Genomic DNA, 16,321 nt, shown 5'->3' on the forward strand with positions numbered 1-16,321 from the left:
CAGCAAGGGACGGGCCAGTCGGCCCCCGAGCGGGCCGGGAATCGGGCGATCAGAGCGGGGGTGTGGCCTGCACGGACCGGTCGATCACCCGGCCCCGTCCGGGCTCGCCGACGACCCGGCCGTCCTCGGCCACGACCTCGCCGCGGGCGAGGGTCATCACTGGCCAGCCCGTCACCGGGAATCCCTCCCAGGGGGTGTAGTCCGCGCCATGGTGGAGGTTGGCCTGCGTGATCGTCTCCTTCCGGTTCGGGTCCCACAGGGTCAGGTCCGCGTCGAAGCCAACGCCGATGGAGCCCTTGCGCGGATAGAGGCCGTAGAGCTTGGCGTGGTTCGTCGCGGTCAGTTCCACGAAGCGGTTCAGGGAGAGGCGCCCGGCCGAGACGCCCTCGGAGAACAGGATCGGCAGCCGGGTCTCGATGCCGGGGATGCCGTTGGGGACGTAGCGGAAGGACTCCTTCGCCCGTGGGTTCAGCTTGCCCTGCGGGTCGTCGTAGCGGAACGGGCAATGGTCCGAGGAGACGATCTCGAACACGCCCCCCTGCAGCCCGCGCCAGATTGCGGCCTGGCTCGCCGTATCGCGGGGCGGGGGCGAGCAGACGTATCTCGCCCCCGCCATCGGGTCGGCCTCGCCCCGGCCCTTCAGGTCTTCGGCGGTGAGGGTGAGGTATTGCGGGCAGGTCTCGGCGTGGATCTTCAGACCCCGGGCGCGGGCCCAGGCGATCTGCTCCATCGCCTGCTCCCCCGAGACGTGGACGATGACGATGGGCAGGTCCACGAGCTCGGCGTGGGAGATCGCCCGGTGCGCCGCCTCGCGCTCCACCAGTTCCGGCCGCGACAGGGCGTGGCCGTAGGGCGCCGTCTGCCCGGCCCGCTCCAGCTTCTCGCTCATGTAGCGGATGGTGTCGTAGCCCTCGGCATGGACCATCACGCGGGCGCCCTCCCGGCGGGCGAGGTCGAACACGTCGAGGATCTGCCGGTCGTTCAGGACGAGGTCGTCGTAGGTCATGAAGACCTTGAACGAGGTGTAGCCCTCCGCGATCAGGGCCGGCAGCTCCTGGCCGAGCACCGCCGGGGTCGGATCCGAGACGATGAGATGGATCGCCACGTCGATGTGGCATTGGCCCTCGGCGAGCGCCCGGTAGGCGTGGGTCGCCTGCCGCAGGGACGCGCCCCGGGGCTGGAGGGCGAAGGGCATCACGCAGGTGTTGCCGCCGGCCGCCGCCGCCCGTGTCGCGGAGGCGAAGTCGTCGGCCATGACGATGCCGGGCGCGGAGGCCTGCGCGATGTGGACGTGGCTGTCGATGCCCCCCGGCAGCACGAGGAGGCCGGAGGCGTCGACGGTGCGGGCGGCATCGGTGATCCGCTCGGCCACGGCGGCGATGCGCCCGTCGCGGATGCCGATATCGGCGCGCAGGGTGTCGGCGGCGGTCACCACCGTGCCGTTGCGGATGGCGAGGTCGAACTCGGGCACGGCGTCAGTTCCTCACGCGGGCGATGATGGCCACCGGGCCGCCGCCGTCCGGACCCTGATGCTCGGCGCCGCCGGAGACGAACAGATCCGTCCGGCCGAGGGCGGCGGCGGCCACCCCGCCCACCAGGGCGCGGGCGTGCCGGGTGGCGTTGATGTCGCTGTCGTCGTTCATGATGTGGCGCCGCCCCCGGATCAGGCCGTCGTGGGACGGCTCGGCCTTGGCGAGCAGGGCGATCACCCGCACCGACGCCTCCGGCGGCAGCTGCCCCGCCCCCGGCAAGCCGAGATCGGTGAGCACCCCCAGGATCGCGGACAGGTCGATGCCGTCTTCCATGACCCGGTGGGCGATGGCGAGGGAGCCGGTCCAGCCCGGCGCGTTGCCGAGCACGATGATCTCGTTGCGCATCAGTTCGATCCCCGCCGAGGCGCTGGCGCGGCCGGAGAAGAGGTCGCGCCGGGCGCCGATGGCCGAATCCGAGAGCGCGTCGCGATCGACCTCTCCCAGGGCGACGGCGATGCCCAGCGCCGAGGCGCCCCGGGACAGGCCCATCGAGGCGTAGGTGTCGTGCGTCGCGACGCTGTGGCCCCGGGCGGCGGCTTCGGCGATCCGGGCGCTCGTCAGCAGCGGGCACTTCACCTGCACGAAATGCACGTCGGCGGGGTCGGTGAGCCCCGCCTCGGCCATGGCCCGGCCGACCGCCGCCGCGGTCGCCTCGACCTGCGCCATCCGGCCGATCTCCTCCGGCCGGAACTCCGGGGTGAAGGCCGTGCCGATGGCCAGCGCCCTCCCCTCCCCCGCCGCAGGGCCCTCCCGCCGGGCGAGGACGAGGAAATGCGGCGACAGCCCGCCCTCCGTGCCGCCGGACATGACGAGGGCGATCCGGGTTCCGACCTCCGCCGCCGTGCAGCCGATGGCGCCGGCGAGCGCCGTCTCCAGCGCCATCACCGCGAGTTGGCGGGTGAAGTCGTTCACGCAGCCATTGCCCTCGGTCTTGCCGAAGATCGCGACGATCTCGGTTGCGCCCACCGCCCCGGAGCTGACGAGGTCCATCACCCCGGAGACATCGGCGGGATGCTGCGCGGGCACGCGGAAGACGAGGCATTCGGGCATGGGGAACCGGATCGGGGTGAGACGGAGCGCGGCCCCGTCACCCGTCCGCGCGACAAGCGGCGGGAGGGGCTGGCACGGCCGGGACTGGCCCTCGCGGGCAAGCACGAAGCGGACCATCGTCCGTGAAGCGGGGGGCTCCGCCGGGGCCAGGTTTCCCTAACCGGGGCTGAACGGCGCGGTTCAGGACCGATTTCGACAACGTGATCCATCAATCGGGCTCACCCGGCGATCCCGGAGTGACCTCGCACGTTCGATACCCCGGCGTAGCGATGCGCCCTTCCTTGAGGAATGGATGATGACGAAGACCGCCGCCCTGCTCGGCGCCACCGCGCTGCTGTTCGCCACCGCCGCTGTGGCGCAGCCGGCCCCGCCCCCGCCCGACGGCCCGCGCGGCCGCGCCGAGGCCCCGCCCCCGCCCCCCGGCGGTCCCCGTCGCGGCCCGGACGCCCCTCCCCCTCCCCCGCCGCCGCCCCCGTCGAAGGGCGCGCACTTCAATTTCGAGCGGGGCGACGCGCGCATCGATGTGAAATGCGCCGACGACGAGCCGATGAAGGCCTGCGCCGACATCACGCTGCAGCTCCTCGACAAGCTCTCGACCCTCAAGCCCGCCGACGCGCGCTGACACCGAATCCGACAGGGCCGCGTAGTCCGTGGCGGCCCGCATCCCCTTTGGAGAACACCACTCACATGAACGACACGCAGGAAGTCTCAGGGACGGTTTGGGCCGTCTTCGGCCATCGCCTGGCCATCGAGGGAACCGGGGGGCGCTTCCTCGCCGACCTCGGCCCGAAAGGCGCGGAGGGCCTGACGGTCGCCGTTGGCGACACGGTCTCCCTCAAGGGCGAGCGCAAGCCGACTGAGATCAAGGTGACGTCCATCACCCTGAACCAGGACGCCGCCCGCGCAATCACATGGCCGGCGAAGCCGGATCAGGACGAGGCCGACCCGTCCGCCGCCATCGCGGCGGCGAAGGATGAGGGATACGCCGTCGAGGGCGAGCCGAAGCGCAAGCCCAAGCACTTCGAGATCGTCGGCACGAAGGACGGAGGCCGCCACGAACTCCACGTCGCGTTCGACGGCACGATCCGCAAAGTGAAGCCCGTCGCCGCCTGAGGCGGCACAACCGTGCCCGGGCCGGCGTTCCGTCCCCGGGCACGGCAGAGTTGAGGGAGCGAGAACGCGTTGGAAGTCATCCACGACGACCCGCCGATGCCGCAGGAGATCGCGAACGGGTTCTACCCGGCGTTCGAGGGGCGATGGCGCAGGGCGGAACTCGCGGGGCGGTTCATCATGCTCGGCTTCGTCCTCGTCTGCGCCGCCGGCCTCCTCGGGCACGGCCCGTTCAGCGAGCGTGAACTCGCCAACGGCGACGGGTCGATCCGCATCCACTACGAGCCGGTCGTGCGGTTCGGCGCCCCCACGATCATCCGCTTCGACACGCGGGTCCCGCCCGGCGGCGATCAGGTCGCCGTGACCATCGCCAAGGATCTCGTCGATCAGTTCGGGCTGGAGAGCATCACGCCGCGACCCGCCACCTGGCAGGTCGCGGGCGGCGGCATCCGGCTCGTCTTCCCGGTCCAGGCCGGGGAGCGCCACGCCCTGATCCGCTTCACGGGGTCGCCAGCCTTCCGGGGCGGGGTGAACCTCACCGCCCGCCTCGATGCGGGCGAGACCCTGTCCTGGTCGCAATACGCGGTGCCGTAGCCATGAACACCGTCCTCAAGGCCGCCGCCGCCTATCTCGTTGTCCTGTTCGTCATCCGGCTGATCGGCCGGCGCACGGCCAGCCAGCAGGCGCCCATCGACATGGTGGTGCTGTTCCTGTTCGGCGGCCTGAGCGTCAGCGCCATCCTGGGGGACGACCATTCGTTCACGGGCGCCATGAGCGCGCTGTTCACCGTCGGGCTGATGCACGTCTCGGTGTCGTGGCTGAAGCTGCGCTTTGTCTGGTTCGAGCGCATCGTCGATGGCACGCCCATCGTCGTCTATCGCGACGGCGATTGGGACGAGACCAACATGCGGCGCCTGCGCATGCAGCAGGCCGACGTGCGCACGGCGGCCCGCCAGCAGGGGCTCGACGACCTGCAGAAGGTCGCCGTCGCCATCGTTGAACGGGACGGCAAGGTCTCCGTGATCGAGAAGGAGCAGGCCGCCTAGTCGATGACCTCGACCACACGGCGCGTGCGCGGGTCCACCAGCACCGGGTGGTCGTTCACGACCGTGTAGTTGTAGCTCGGCAGGGCGAATTCGGGGGGCACGTCGTAATAGACGACGCCGTCCTCCGGCAGGACGGTGCCCACGCTCACCCGGCCCGGATAGGCGAAGGACGGACGGCGCTCGCCCGTGGCGTAGATGCGGAAGCGCTCGCGCCGGTCGATGCCGAGGATGCCGTTGGCCGTGCCCACCGCCGCCCCGACCGCACCGCCGACGACGGCGCCGAGCGGGCCGGCGATCATCTCGCCCCGGTTCGCCCCGTCCCGGGCGCCGCGTTCGAGCCCCTGGGCGTGCGCGGCCCCCGTCCAGGCCAGGGTCGCCGCCATCGCGGCCCATGCGAGTTTGCTGGTCATCGTCGTTCCCCAAAGTGCCGGCGAGCCCGGCCTCGTCGTCGTGTGTCAGCGCGCCCCGGTCATGGCCTGCACCGGTGCGCCGGCGAGGTCGACCGTGGAGCCGACCGTGTCCCGGAGCCCCGAGCCGACATGGGACAGGTGCTCGCCGTAGGTCTCGCGGGTCTGCGGATCGACGAGGGCCACCGGGGCCGCGACCGCCAGGGCCGCGCCGGTCGCCACCGTGGAGGCGGCGCCGGCCGCCGTGCTCACCAGCCTGTCGCCGATGCCGATCTGCCCGTCCGAGATTGGTTGGCCGTCGGCGAGGCGCTTGCCCAGCAGGGCGACCACGTCCCCGGAGGCGAACTTGCCGTGATTGAGCGGATCGTCGCCCTTTACGGTCGAGAGGTTCAGGACGCCGATGTTCTGGCGCTCCAGCTCGGACTTGTACGGCTCGGCCGCCGGGTCGATGGCCCCGAGGCGCACGCTGTCGCCCCAGACGAGCCGGGACACCGCCAGGGCCTGGTCGTCGCCGGACACCATCAGGGTCAGCCGAGGCCGGTTCGGGCCCATGTCGCGGAACGCCTCGCGGGCGAGGTCCATGTCCACGTCCGGCGCGGCGAGGATGACGTTGCGGATCTTGGGGGCGACCCGCCGGTCGCGGATGGCCATCTGGCGCAGGCTCTCCAGGGTCAGCCAGTTGCCCATGGAATGGGCGAGCACCGTGACCTCGCCGACATTCGGGTCCCGGGCGAGATCCCTCAGCACGGTTTCCAGGCCGTTGCGGGAGAAGTTGGTGCTCTCCCGGTCGTAGCCGTAGGCGAGGACGGAGCCCTTGGACGGCCACGTGAACAGCACCGGGGCCACCTCGGCCCCGGAATCGTGCACGATCTGCGCGAACCGGAAGACGGCATCCTCGAACTTGTTGTTGAAGCCGTGGACGAACACCATGACATGGCGCTTGGCCCCGCGCCGGACGGCCCGGCCGGTCCAGGCGGGGACGTCGGCCCGCGCGACCGGCTCGACCCGGAGCGCGACAAAATCGGTGGCGGGGTTTCCGGGCAGCGTCCGGGGCCATTGCACGGAACCGGGCTGGCGTGTCCCATCGGGCGGGATGGATACGGACAGGTCCGTGTACGTCACGGCGTCGCCGCGCTCGCCGGAGAACAGCACGCCACGGTCGGAGGCGGATTTGCGGGTGGTCGCGACCAGCATGTCGACCCGCGAGGTGCCGGGGACGGTCTCGACGGCGGAGACGGGAAGCAGCACCCCGGTCGGGCGGCCGGCGCACCCGGCCAGCAGCGTGAGGGCGGCGACGGCCGCGACTCCCCGCATGGTCCCCCCTCTTCCCAAGAACGTCACGTACACCGGCATCCCCGCGACACACCTCGGTAAGGCAGGGCGGGATAATGGTTTACCAAATCCTACCCGGACCCGGATGACCCACGATTGCGGCGGCGCCGGGTCCGGCGGCGGGGTTCAGGCAGCATCCCGGCCGGCGTTCTCCGTGTCCCCGGCGGTCCTGAGGCAGGCTTCGACCGCGTCCCGCAGGGAGGAGACGTAGACATCGGCGCCGACCTCGCGCCCCACGGCGGCATCGGTGAGCACCTTCTCGCCGACCGGCCAGAGGCCGACCAGGAGCGGCACGCCCGGGGCGCGGCGCTTCAGCCGCTCCAGCAGGTAGCGCAGGTGCGAGGGATTACCCGCGATGTCGAGGTAGGACACGCAGATCATCGCCACGCCGCCCACGTCGAGGTCGCAGATGCCCTCGCGGGACGCAGCGGCATGGGGCACGACGCGGGCCCCGAGCCCGTGCTTGCGCAGCAATTGCGCCAGCATCGCCGAGGACGCCTCGTCCAGGGGCCCTCGGCCCGCAAGGCACAGGACGGGGACCTCGCCCCGCCAGGACTCGGAACGCGCGTCGCGCGGCGGCGCCTGACCCGGCACGGCCTCGTTCCGGGGGTGGGTGCGTTCGGCCAGGGTCGGAGTCGCGCTCGGGTTGACCGCCTTGCCGTCCCGGCTGGGCTCGGCATCCTCGTGGTCCTCGAAATCCTCGACGAGGGACCGCGACGAGGCGCGGATGTTCTCGAGCTGCACAGGCGTCACGACGCCTCTCGCGTAGTCGTTGGCCGCGAGCTGCAGGCCCTTGAGGGCCACCTCGTCGTAGTAGGACGACAGCGACCGGTCCTTTAGCATGCCCTCGGCGAGTTCGCGCACCTCATCCGGGTCGCCGGCCAGCATGCGCTGGTAGAAGTTCTCGACGGGCGTGAGCGGCGCGCGGTCGCCGAGCAGGATGTCGAGGAATTCCAGGCTGTCGACGTGGCGGCCGAGCACCACGAGGCAGACGGTGAACGGGGTGGCCAGGATCAGGCCGATCGGCCCCCACAGGAAGCCCCAGAACAGGGTCGAGACGATCACCGCGAAGGGCGAGAGGCCGGTGGAATGGCCGTAGAGCAGCGGCTCCACCACCTGGCCGAACAGGGGCTCGGCGACGAGGAACAGGGCGGCGGTGGCGATGACCATCGACCAGCCCGGATCGACCGCGGCGGCCAGGGCCACGGGGAAGATGCCGGAGATGAAGGCGCCGATATACGGCACGAAGCGCATCAGCGCCGAGAACACGCCCCAGAGCAGCGGATTGGGCACGCCGATGAACCAGAGGCCCACCCCGATGATGACGCCGAAGGCGGCGTTCATGCCGAGCTGCGCCAGGAAGTAGGTCCCGAGCCGCCGCGCCGCGTCGTCCATCGCGACCGTGGTGCGGTGGAGGTCGCTCGACCCGAACAGGCGGATCATTCGGTTGCGCAGGTCTTCGCGCTGGAGCAGCAGGAACACCACGACGACGAGGACGATGCCCACCGTGGTGAGGGGCTCGAAGACCGGGCCGAGCACCTTCTGGGCGAGGCCGAGGGGCGAGATCTCCGGCTCCTGGATGCGCACGAGCTGCGCCTGAGGAGCGTCGCCGCCCGGCCCGGGCGCCACGGCGGCCCCGGCTGCCTCGGATTTCTGGGTGGCGGTCTCGACCTGCCGGCTGAACTTCGCGATGAGCTGGTTGGCCTGCCCCAGCCATCCCTCCTGGAGGCCGGAGAACTTCTTCTGCACGGTGGCTTGGTACTGCGGCAGGTTGCCGGCCAGGCCCGCGACCTGGGTGCCGATGACGGCTCCGATGCCGCCGATGACCCCGAGGGCCAGCAGCACCGCAATGATGACCGAGGGCACCCGCCCGAGCTTCACCTTGCGCAGCAGGTTGACCACCGGCCCCAGAACGAAGCTGAGGAGCACCGCCAGCACGAGGGGGATGAACACCTCCCGCCCGTAATACAACGCCTCGACGATCACGACGCCGACGGCGAGGGTCAGCAAGCCGCGCAATCCGGGGACGAGGGGCGGGGGAACTTGCGCCGGCGGCTTGGGGATCTCGGTGACGTCGACCGGCATACGCTGAACTCCTGGCCGCCGACGACAGACCGGCACGCCCACCTTCAACGCCTACGGCTACGTTTCGTCCCGCCTCGACGCTCCGATGCGCCGTTACCCGCCGGCCATGGGTGCCGCCGCCGTTCGGCCGATCACCGCCCAGAGCGGGTCGCCGGGGCCGCCGTCGGGCAGGACGGCGTAGGCTTCGATGCCGGTGAACCCGGCCTGCCGGAGATAGAGCTCGATGAGCCGGGCCTGATCGTCGCCGCCGACGGCGCGCCAGATGGCGACCGCCTTGGTCGGGAAACACCGGTTGGAGAACGTGATGACGACGCGGCCGTCCGGTACGAGCACCCGCGCGACCTCGAGCAGGACGGCCACGGGATCCTGAAGGTATTGCACCCCGACGCAGACGAGGGCCGCATCGACGCCACCCGTGTCGAGGGGCAGGATCGGATCGGCGTTGAGATCCTGCACGAAACGCTGCGTCAGGCGCGGGTTGGCGGCAAGCTCGCGCGCGTTGAGGCCATGGCCGATCACGGCGTCGTAGACGGCTTCCGCCGGCAGGTGGCTCACCCAACTCGACATCAGGTCGAGGATCCGTCCGCCGGACGGCAGGTAGGTGCGGTAGAGGTCGGTGACGGCGGCGATGGCCGCATCGTCGATATGCGTGACGAAGCGCGGCTGCGCGTAGAAGAGGGTGTCCGGCGTCTCGTCCTGCTTGGCGAAGGCTTCGGGGGGCAATCCGGTCAGGTCGCTCATGGATCGTCCCCGCTCGCCCGCTTCACCCGACCGGCCTCATGTAGGGCATCCCGGCCGGATTCCTCTCCCCCCGCCTCACGGGGATGCGCCCCGGTCCAGGCCCATCTGCCAGAAGTCGGCCTCCAGCCGCGAGGCGGCGGCGAAGGTCGCCACGAGGTCGGGCCAGCGGGCCTCCGTCAGGGACCGCGCCGCGAGGGCATCGAGATGCGCGCGGGCCCGCGCCGCGACGGCGCGATAGGGATGCCCGGCATATTCGCCGATCCACTCGCGGTACGGGTGGTCCGCCAGGGCCGCGACGCCGTCCGGCGCCAGGGCCTCCCCGATCACGGCGTAGCCCACGACGCAGGGTGCCAAGGCGACGTGCAGGTCGAGGAGGTCGCCCGCCGCCCCGCAATCCAGCACGAAGCGCGTATAGGCGACGGTCGTGGCCTCCTCCGGCGTGGCGGCGAGTTCCTCCTCCCCGATGCCCCAGCGGGCGCAGAGCCGGATATGCAGCTCCGTCTCGTCCAGGATGGCGGCGAGCCCGGCCTGGGCGGCCCGGATGTCCTCCGTCGTCCGGCTCTTGTAGGCGGCCAGCGCATAGGCCCGCGCGAACTGGATCAGGAACAGGTAATCCTGCACCAGATAGGCGCGGAACGCCGCCTCGGGCAGCGTCCCGTCGCCGAGCCGGCGCACGAAGGGATGCTCGACGTAAGCGGCCCATTCGTCGGGTGCCGCCGCCCGCAAACGCTCGAAGACATCCATGTCGGCTCCCCGCTGAATCGAACACATCGCGAACAAACGCCAGTCAGAGAACGGGATCGTCCGCCGCCGCGAGCCGTCCGGCCGCGATGGCGTCGAGGAAGGTTCGGTAATCCTCGGCGTTCCGGTCCCCATAGAGGCTCGCCCAGTCGGCGATGGCCTCCCGGAGGTCGACGCGCCCCGTATGGCCGCAATAGCCCGCGATGGCCGCCGCGTCGCCCGTCCGGGCATGGGCCTTGGCCAGCAGCGCCCCGTAGGCGTGGGAGAAGTAGAGCAGGGATTGCCCCGTCATCCGGGCGATCGGGATCTCGCCCTTCATGTTCTTCATCTGCCGCACGTAGAACGGGCGCCCCTCGATCGTGGTCCACCCGAGGAGCGGATCGCCCACCGCCTGCAACAGGCGCTGCCCGTAGATCACCCGCTCACCCTCGTGGCTGGCATAGGGTTCCGGCATGCCGCGCAGGTAGGGCGCATGGGCCGGGCGCACGGCCTCCTTCACTTGGAGGAAGAGCGCATCCTGGTCCGAATTGCCGAAGAGCAGGGCGACATAGGCCCGGGTGCCGACACTGCCGACGCCGACGACCCGGTGCGCCACATCCACCACCTGATAGCGGCTGAGCATGAAGCGCCGCTCGCGGGGCAGGGTTTCGGCGTAGCGCTCCAGGCCCGTCGTGACGGCCTCGCGGGTGGCCTCATCGACGCGGACGAGGATCGGCGGCTCCTCGCGGAAGCGCCAGCCCCCGTCCGTGCGCCGCTCGCCCACCCGGTCGAGGAGGCTCTTGTTGTTCTTCCGCCGCGCCTTCTCCACGGCTTTCGCCACGACGGCCTGGGAGCGGGCATCGATCTCGACGCCGGCGAAGGTGAGGTCGTCCGCCCGTGACGCCCGCCGCCACACATCGAGCGACCCGCAGGGCGCCAGGTCGTCCATGGTGAACTGGTAGCCCGAGACCGCGCTCACGACCGCCTCCCGGCGCTCGGCGACGGGGAGGTCAGCGTCGCGCCCCGCGACCTCGATGCTGGCGCAGAGCCGCTTCAGGTCCCACTCCCAGGGGCCGACCGTGACTTCGTCGAAATCGTTGAGATCGAGCACCACGTCGCCTTGCGGCGAGCCGAAAAGCCCGAAGTTGGAGATGTGGGCGTCCCCGTTCATCACCACGCTGATCGCGGTGCGCGGGCCCTGTGCCAGATCCCACGCCATGACCTGCGCCGCCCCGCGCAGGAATGCGAAGGGCGAGGAGGCCATGCGCGCGACGCGCAAGGGGAGGAGATGCGCCTGCCGCCCCTCATGCGCCGCCTCGATCAGGCTCACCGGATCGGGCCGGTCCGGACCGGTCGCGAGGATGGCATGGGCGGCGTGCGGGATCTCCATCCGCAGCGACTTGCCGGCCGCGCGGCGCTTGTCCCACGGCTCGACGCCGGCCCGCAGGTTGATGCGCGGGAAATCCGCCAACGGCTCGAGCACGGCATCCTCCGCCGCCTCGACCGGCCCGTCCCGTCGATCGTCCATTTCCGGGGTCGTGCCCGTGGCTTGCGTTGACCGTTCCATCGCCCTCACCCGTGTTCTGCCCACGCTAACGCCCCAGATGCCGATTCACTGCATCCGCCGGCACGGGGTTCTCCCGCCCCTTCAACCGCGCCCGGATCAGGGCCTGCAGGACCGGAGCGAGGCTGTACTCCCCTGCCCTCTTCCGCTCCACCAGCGACCGCAGATAGCCGCCGGGGCTCTTGATTTGTTCGCAGCGCTGCAGGATCGCCGCCACCGTCACGGCGGCGGTATCCGCCCCCATTACGTCCTGCGCCTCGCGCCACGCCTGGGGACTGATCCCCAGGGCGGAGCGGGCGACATTGGCCGTCTCCACGAGGTCGCGCCAGGTGCGGATGCCCTCCCGCGCATAGTCGGTGATGTCCGGGCAGGCATCGAGGACGATGCCCAGGGGATACGTGTCCCCCCTCACCCCGCCGGAGCGTCCCGCTTCCGCCGCCTTCGGTTCGACACCCGCCGACGGTTCCTTCTTCACCATTTTGAAGGCCGGTTCAGAATCAGGGAGGTTGGGTTTTGAATTCTGTTTGTGCCGCTCATCCTGAGGGGCATTGCCGCTCGTTTTCGGCACATCCGCGTGCGCGAGCAACAGGTTGCCCACATCGACGCTCAACGAGGACAGGGCCTCCGCCGCCGTGCCGAGATCGGTGAGCCCGGCCGACCGACCGAGGGCCGCGAGGATGGTCCGGTACCGGGTCCGCAGGGGCTCCGCGCTCCCCTCCCCGCCTTCCGCCTCCTCCAGGGCCAGGATCAGCTTCATGCAGTCCCGCCGCAGCAGCGTCAGGCGCTCACGGGCGATCCGTAGGGCCAGGGCTGCAGCACGCACCGCCTCGGCCTCGGCTGCGAACTCGGCGGCGCGGGCGACGAGGGGCGTGATGTCGAAGCCGAAGGCCTGCGAGACCTCACCGCCCTGCCCCCGGCGCGCGTAGCGCTTCCCGTTCGGGCTGTCGCGACGGATGACGATGCCGGCCTCGACCAGGGCCGCGAGGTGCCGCCGAAGGCTGGGCTCGGCCATGCCATGCGCCCGCAGGGACAGGGCGGCATTCGAGGGGAACACCACGAGTTCGCACCCCTCCCCGCGCGTCAGCGTCGTATCGGGGTGGAAGGTCAAGAGCGCGTCTAGGACGGCGAGCGCCCGGTCGGACAGGCCGAGCCTCGCCCGCGCGGCGGCGATGTCACGGAAGACGGACCACTTGTTTACGGTGATCGCGTCCGGGCAGCCGGCCGCCTTCGCCTGCGCATCGATCTGCGCAGCCGTCAGCGGACGCCGCCCAAAGGGCGTCGTGAGATGCAGGTTCATCGTCTGGCCGAGCACCGGGCAAAGACCGGGCGTTCGCCGAATCGACGTCAAACTGCTTGACGATGTGCCGGGAGATGTGATTCTCTACGTTTGCTTAGGACGAGAGAGGGTCTTCCGGACGCGGTTCGGGGGGCCCTTTCTTTTTGCGGTGATCTCGTCTCCTTTCGTTGGTGCCGCAGGTCGGGGTTAGCCCTTGCTCTGCCGGTAGGCCGCAAGGATCTCGGGAAGCCGGTCGAGGACGTAGTCCGCCAGACCCGGCTCGAGTGTTTCATCGAAGGCGAGCGCCACCCGGTCGGCCGAACGCTCCACGCGGGCGAGCTTCCGCCCCCGGTCGTCCTTCCAGACCTGCGCCTTGGGCTTGCGCTCCTGCTTCGGAGCCAGGGCCGCGAAGATCGCCGCGAAGCGCTCGTCGGTGCCCTTGGCCAGGAACGCCGGATCGCCCATCAGGCGGGTAAGCACGGCGCGCTCGGCACCCTTGATGCGCTCGGCCAGCAGCATCCAGCGCGGCCGTCCGGCGGCCGGGGCCGGGCCGATCGCCGTGAGGACATCCTCCGGCACGCTGCGCGCGACCGAGATCAGGGTCGAGAGGTCGCCCTTGCCCACGCCCATCGCGGCGGTGATCGTCTCGCGCGGAAAACCGTGCTCCTCCAGGCGCAGGGCGAAGAACGCGCGTTCGATATAGCTGAGGTCCCGCCGCTCCAGGTTCTCCTTGCCCTGCGCGATGACGAGCTCGGCATCCGTGAGCGGTCGGACGATGGCCCGCACCGGCCGTTCCAGCACCTGGGCGGCCCGCGTCCTCCGGCGGCCGAAGGCGATCTGGTAGCGGCCGCTCGCCGTGGGGTGAGGGCGCACCAGCACGGGAACCTGCTGCCCGCTCTCGCGGATGCTCTCAACCAGCGAGCCGAGCCCGACATCGTTCGCATCCGCCACGCGGTCGGCGATGAACGACGCGTCGATCAGGCTCGGGTCGAGGTCGATGACCGCCGCGCCCTGTTCGAGGATCGCGGCGGCATCCGCCTTCGCCGCGAGCCCGCGAAGGGTGTTGCTCATCGCGCCGATGGCGCCGCTGCGACGGCGCTCGGGCGGCGGGGCAGGGGGGTTTGCAGGTGCAAACTCCGTCGCCTTCTCCTCCGGGTTTGCATCTGCAAACGCATCCGGGCTCGCGGCCGGCTTCGGCGCCGGCTTGGCCCCGAACAGGGCGTCGAGATTGGAGCGTCGGCTCATGCCCGCCCCCAGGCGGCGCGGATCAGGCTCTCGATCTCGCTGTTCACGGCATCGAGGGCTTCGAGCGCCCGGTCATAGGTCGAGCGGGTCACGCCCTCCCGGCCGATCTCGTAGAGCGTCTGCTTCGACAGGCCGGCATCCGACACCGCCGACGATTTCAGCATCGGCGCCGTCAGCACCGCGTCCTCGAACAGCGTGCGCAGCATCCCGACGATGCGAGTCTGCGGCGCGTCGTGCTGTTCGTAGCGGGTAATGAGGTAGCGCAGCCAATCGTATTGCAGCTTGCCCCCGTGTTCCGTCACCACGCCGAGCAGGTCCTCCGTCATGGCCAGGAACTGGCTCATCGAGGCGACGTCGAGCATCTGCGGATGCACGGTCACGAGGAGCCCCGAGGCGGCGCAGAGGGCGGAGAGGGTGAGGTAGCCAAGCTGCGGCGGGCAATCGATCACCACCACGTCGTAGCGGTCCTCGACCGATTCGAGGGCGCGCGCCACCCGGTCGAAGAACAGAGGCTCGCCGGGGCGCCGCTCACCGAGGGCGCGGGGGGTCTCGTGCTCGAACTCCATCAGTTCGAGGTTGGCAGGTACGAGGTCGAGCCCGGTGAAGTAGGTCTGCCGGATGATCGCCTCGAGCGGGCGACGCTCCGCATCGTAGCGGATCGCGCCGTACAGGGTCTCGTTCTCGCCGACTTCCAGCTCCGGCTGCACGCCGAGCAAAGCCGACATGCTGGCCTGTGGATCGAGATCCAGGGCAAGGACCCGGTAACCTTTGAGGACCAGATGTTGGGCGAGATGGGCGGTGGTGGTGGTCTTACCGGAACCGCCCTTGAAGTTGGCGATCGCGATAACCTGCAGGTGATCGTCCTCGCCCCGTCGCGGCTGGTAGCGCCGACCGCCGCGGGTGTTCTCATCGAGATAGGCGCGCAGGGCGTGGACATCGGCGAGGCTGTAGGACCGGCGACCGGTCGAGGACACCTCCGGCTGCGGGCCGAGCCCTTCGGCCGCGAGTTGCTGGATCCGCGAGACGGTGACACCCACCATCCGCGCGACCTCGGTCGAGGTGAAGCGGCGCAGGGTCTTGGCCGAGCTCGGCGGGAACAGGCCGGACGAGATGGCCTGAAGCTGCTCGCGCAGGATCGTGGCATGCCCGCCGATCATGGCGGCAGGCGACACGGGGGGAGGGGGGGCGACGCTGTGCGCGCCCGTATGCTGGTTCATCCTCTCGGGCCCCGCTTGCAGAAAAAGCGCCAGAATGGCGAACAAACTGCAACTGACCCTAAGCAGCCACGATTCGCAAGCGAGAGTCGAGTCCCCCGTCGCGGGAAGGCAAGCTTGGCCGGAGACTCGCCTGTGGGCGAATCGGCGTGGGCTGCGCCCTAGGTCGCGAACTCATAACGGTTGGCACGGCTTCGCAGCCTGATCGTTGATCCTTCAGCCATGGAGGGTTGTGAATGGCGCGATTTGACCTGACGGACGCGGAGTGGGCGGCGATTGAGCCGGTTCTTCCAACGGACGTGCGCGGCAAGGAACGGGCGGACGACCGGCGGGTGCTGAACGGCATTTTCTGGCGTCTGCGCACCGGGGCGCCCTGGGCTGACATTCCAGCGCGCTACGGCCCGCACACGACGTGCAGCAACCGCTTCCGGCGCTGGCGCAAGCGTGGCGTCTGGGATCGACTTTTAAAAGCTGTGTCCGAGGTTTACGAGGGCGATCTGCAGATGATCGACGCCACCAGTGTGCGGGTGCATCAGCACGCCGGCTGCGCCCAAAAAAAGACGATCGATCCCGTGGCATGGGTCGCTTACGGGGTGGTCTAACGAGCAAGATCCACGCGTTGGTGGATGCCGAGGGCCGGCCCATCGCGCTCAAGATCACCGAAGGCCAAGCGCACGATGGCCGGGCCGCCGACGACATGCTCGGCGGTCTTGGACCGGGGCAGACCCTTCTGGGCGATCGGGCCTACGACAGCGACGCGCGGCGCGAGCGTCTGGCCGAGCAAGGGGCCTGGGCCAACGTCAAGCCGATGCCCAACCGCAAGAACGTGCCCGCCTTCAGTGCCTTCCTGTACAAGTACCGCAATCAGGTCGAGCGGTTCTTCAGCAAGATCAAGCACTTCCGTGCGGTCGCAACCCGCTACAACAAGGACCCGGAAAACTTCCTCGCCAGCGTCAAGCTCGCAGCCGTCCGCGTCTGGCTTCGAACTTTATGAGTCCG

The 16,321-nt window shown here is 70.3% G+C and carries 15 protein-coding genes and 1 pseudogene; 5 read left to right on the top strand and 11 right to left on the bottom strand.

The annotated features are described in order from the left end of the window. Positions 1-49: 49 nt before the first annotated feature. Both hydA and MKK52_RS22495 read right to left on the bottom strand, forming a co-directional pair. Positions 50-1,471, bottom strand: coding sequence for a dihydropyrimidinase (gene hydA, locus MKK52_RS22490; protein WP_243957949.1), 1,422 nt, complete (start codon positions 1,469-1,471; stop codon positions 50-52). Between the two features lie 4 nt (positions 1,472-1,475). Continuing rightward, positions 1,476-2,582 (bottom strand): ring-opening amidohydrolase, encoded by a 1,107-nt coding sequence (locus tag MKK52_RS22495; protein WP_243957951.1) that lies wholly within the window; start codon positions 2,580-2,582, stop codon positions 1,476-1,478. Between the two features lie 292 nt (positions 2,583-2,874). Here MKK52_RS22495 and MKK52_RS22500 point away from each other — a divergent pair, with 292 nt between their 5' ends. From MKK52_RS22500 to MKK52_RS22515, 4 genes are all read left to right on the top strand, one after another. Further along, complete coding sequence (locus MKK52_RS22500) at positions 2,875-3,204, top strand: hypothetical protein (protein WP_243958055.1); 330 nt, start codon at positions 2,875-2,877, stop codon at positions 3,202-3,204. Positions 3,205-3,269: 65 nt separating this feature from the next. Then, the gene (locus MKK52_RS22505; RefSeq protein WP_243957953.1) at positions 3,270-3,695 is read left to right on the top strand and encodes a hypothetical protein; all 426 of its coding nucleotides are present in this window, start codon (positions 3,270-3,272) and stop codon (positions 3,693-3,695) included. Positions 3,696-3,764: 69 nt separating this feature from the next. Continuing rightward, positions 3,765-4,286 (top strand): hypothetical protein, encoded by a 522-nt coding sequence (locus MKK52_RS22510; protein WP_243957955.1) that lies wholly within the window; start codon positions 3,765-3,767, stop codon positions 4,284-4,286. Positions 4,287-4,288: 2 nt separating this feature from the next. Next, the gene (locus MKK52_RS22515; RefSeq protein ID WP_243957957.1) at positions 4,289-4,738 is read left to right on the top strand and encodes a DUF421 domain-containing protein; all 450 of its coding nucleotides are present in this window, start codon (positions 4,289-4,291) and stop codon (positions 4,736-4,738) included. Here the strand turns inward: MKK52_RS22515 and MKK52_RS22520 are convergent. The 9 genes from MKK52_RS22520 to repA all read right to left on the bottom strand — a co-directional run bounded on the left by MKK52_RS22520 (position 4,735) and on the right by repA (position 15,325). Further along, on the bottom strand, positions 4,735-5,148 hold the full coding sequence (locus tag MKK52_RS22520; RefSeq protein ID WP_243957959.1) for a DUF1236 domain-containing protein: 414 nt from the start codon (positions 5,146-5,148) through the stop codon (positions 4,735-4,737). The two genes, MKK52_RS22515 and MKK52_RS22520, sit on opposite strands and share 4 nt — an antisense overlap. Before the next feature lie 45 nt (positions 5,149-5,193). Continuing rightward, positions 5,194-6,459 (bottom strand): alpha/beta hydrolase, encoded by a 1,266-nt coding sequence (locus MKK52_RS22525; protein WP_243957961.1) that lies wholly within the window; start codon positions 6,457-6,459, stop codon positions 5,194-5,196. A gap of 144 nt (positions 6,460-6,603) precedes the next feature. Further along, positions 6,604-8,562, bottom strand: coding sequence for an AI-2E family transporter (locus MKK52_RS22530; RefSeq protein ID WP_243957963.1), 1,959 nt, complete (start codon positions 8,560-8,562; stop codon positions 6,604-6,606). Between the two features lie 93 nt (positions 8,563-8,655). Continuing rightward, positions 8,656-9,303 carry a class I SAM-dependent methyltransferase gene (locus MKK52_RS22535; RefSeq protein WP_243957964.1) on the bottom strand — a complete coding sequence of 216 codons (648 nt, stop codon included), beginning with the start codon at positions 9,301-9,303 and terminating at the stop codon, positions 8,656-8,658. A 75-nt stretch (positions 9,304-9,378) separates the two neighbouring features. After that, complete coding sequence (locus MKK52_RS22540) at positions 9,379-10,047, bottom strand: TenA family protein (RefSeq protein WP_243957966.1); 669 nt, start codon at positions 10,045-10,047, stop codon at positions 9,379-9,381. A gap of 43 nt (positions 10,048-10,090) precedes the next feature. Then, complete coding sequence (locus tag MKK52_RS22545) at positions 10,091-11,551, bottom strand: DUF2252 domain-containing protein (protein ID WP_243957968.1); 1,461 nt, start codon at positions 11,549-11,551, stop codon at positions 10,091-10,093. Between the two features lie 64 nt (positions 11,552-11,615). Next, complete coding sequence (repC, locus tag MKK52_RS22550) at positions 11,616-12,884, bottom strand: plasmid replication protein RepC (protein ID WP_243957976.1); 1,269 nt, start codon at positions 12,882-12,884, stop codon at positions 11,616-11,618. Positions 12,885-13,070: 186 nt separating this feature from the next. After that, complete coding sequence (gene repB, locus MKK52_RS22555) at positions 13,071-14,108, bottom strand: plasmid partitioning protein RepB (RefSeq protein WP_243957978.1); 1,038 nt, start codon at positions 14,106-14,108, stop codon at positions 13,071-13,073. Then, positions 14,105-15,325: a plasmid partitioning protein RepA gene (gene repA / locus MKK52_RS22560; RefSeq protein ID WP_409564722.1), complete on the bottom strand. Its 1,221-nt coding sequence runs from the start codon at positions 15,323-15,325 to the stop codon at positions 14,105-14,107. Before repA ends, repB begins: the two co-directional genes overlap by 4 nt. Positions 15,326-15,558: 233 nt before the next feature. On the opposite strand from repA, the pseudogene MKK52_RS22565 reads away from it, so the two are divergent. Then, a pseudogene (locus MKK52_RS22565) lies at positions 15,559-16,316 on the top strand (IS5 family transposase). The last annotated feature ends 5 nt before the right edge of the window (positions 16,317-16,321 follow it).

Source organism: Methylobacterium sp. J-067, assembly GCF_022829465.1.
Classification (GTDB): domain Bacteria; phylum Pseudomonadota; class Alphaproteobacteria; order Rhizobiales; family Beijerinckiaceae; genus Methylobacterium; species Methylobacterium litchii.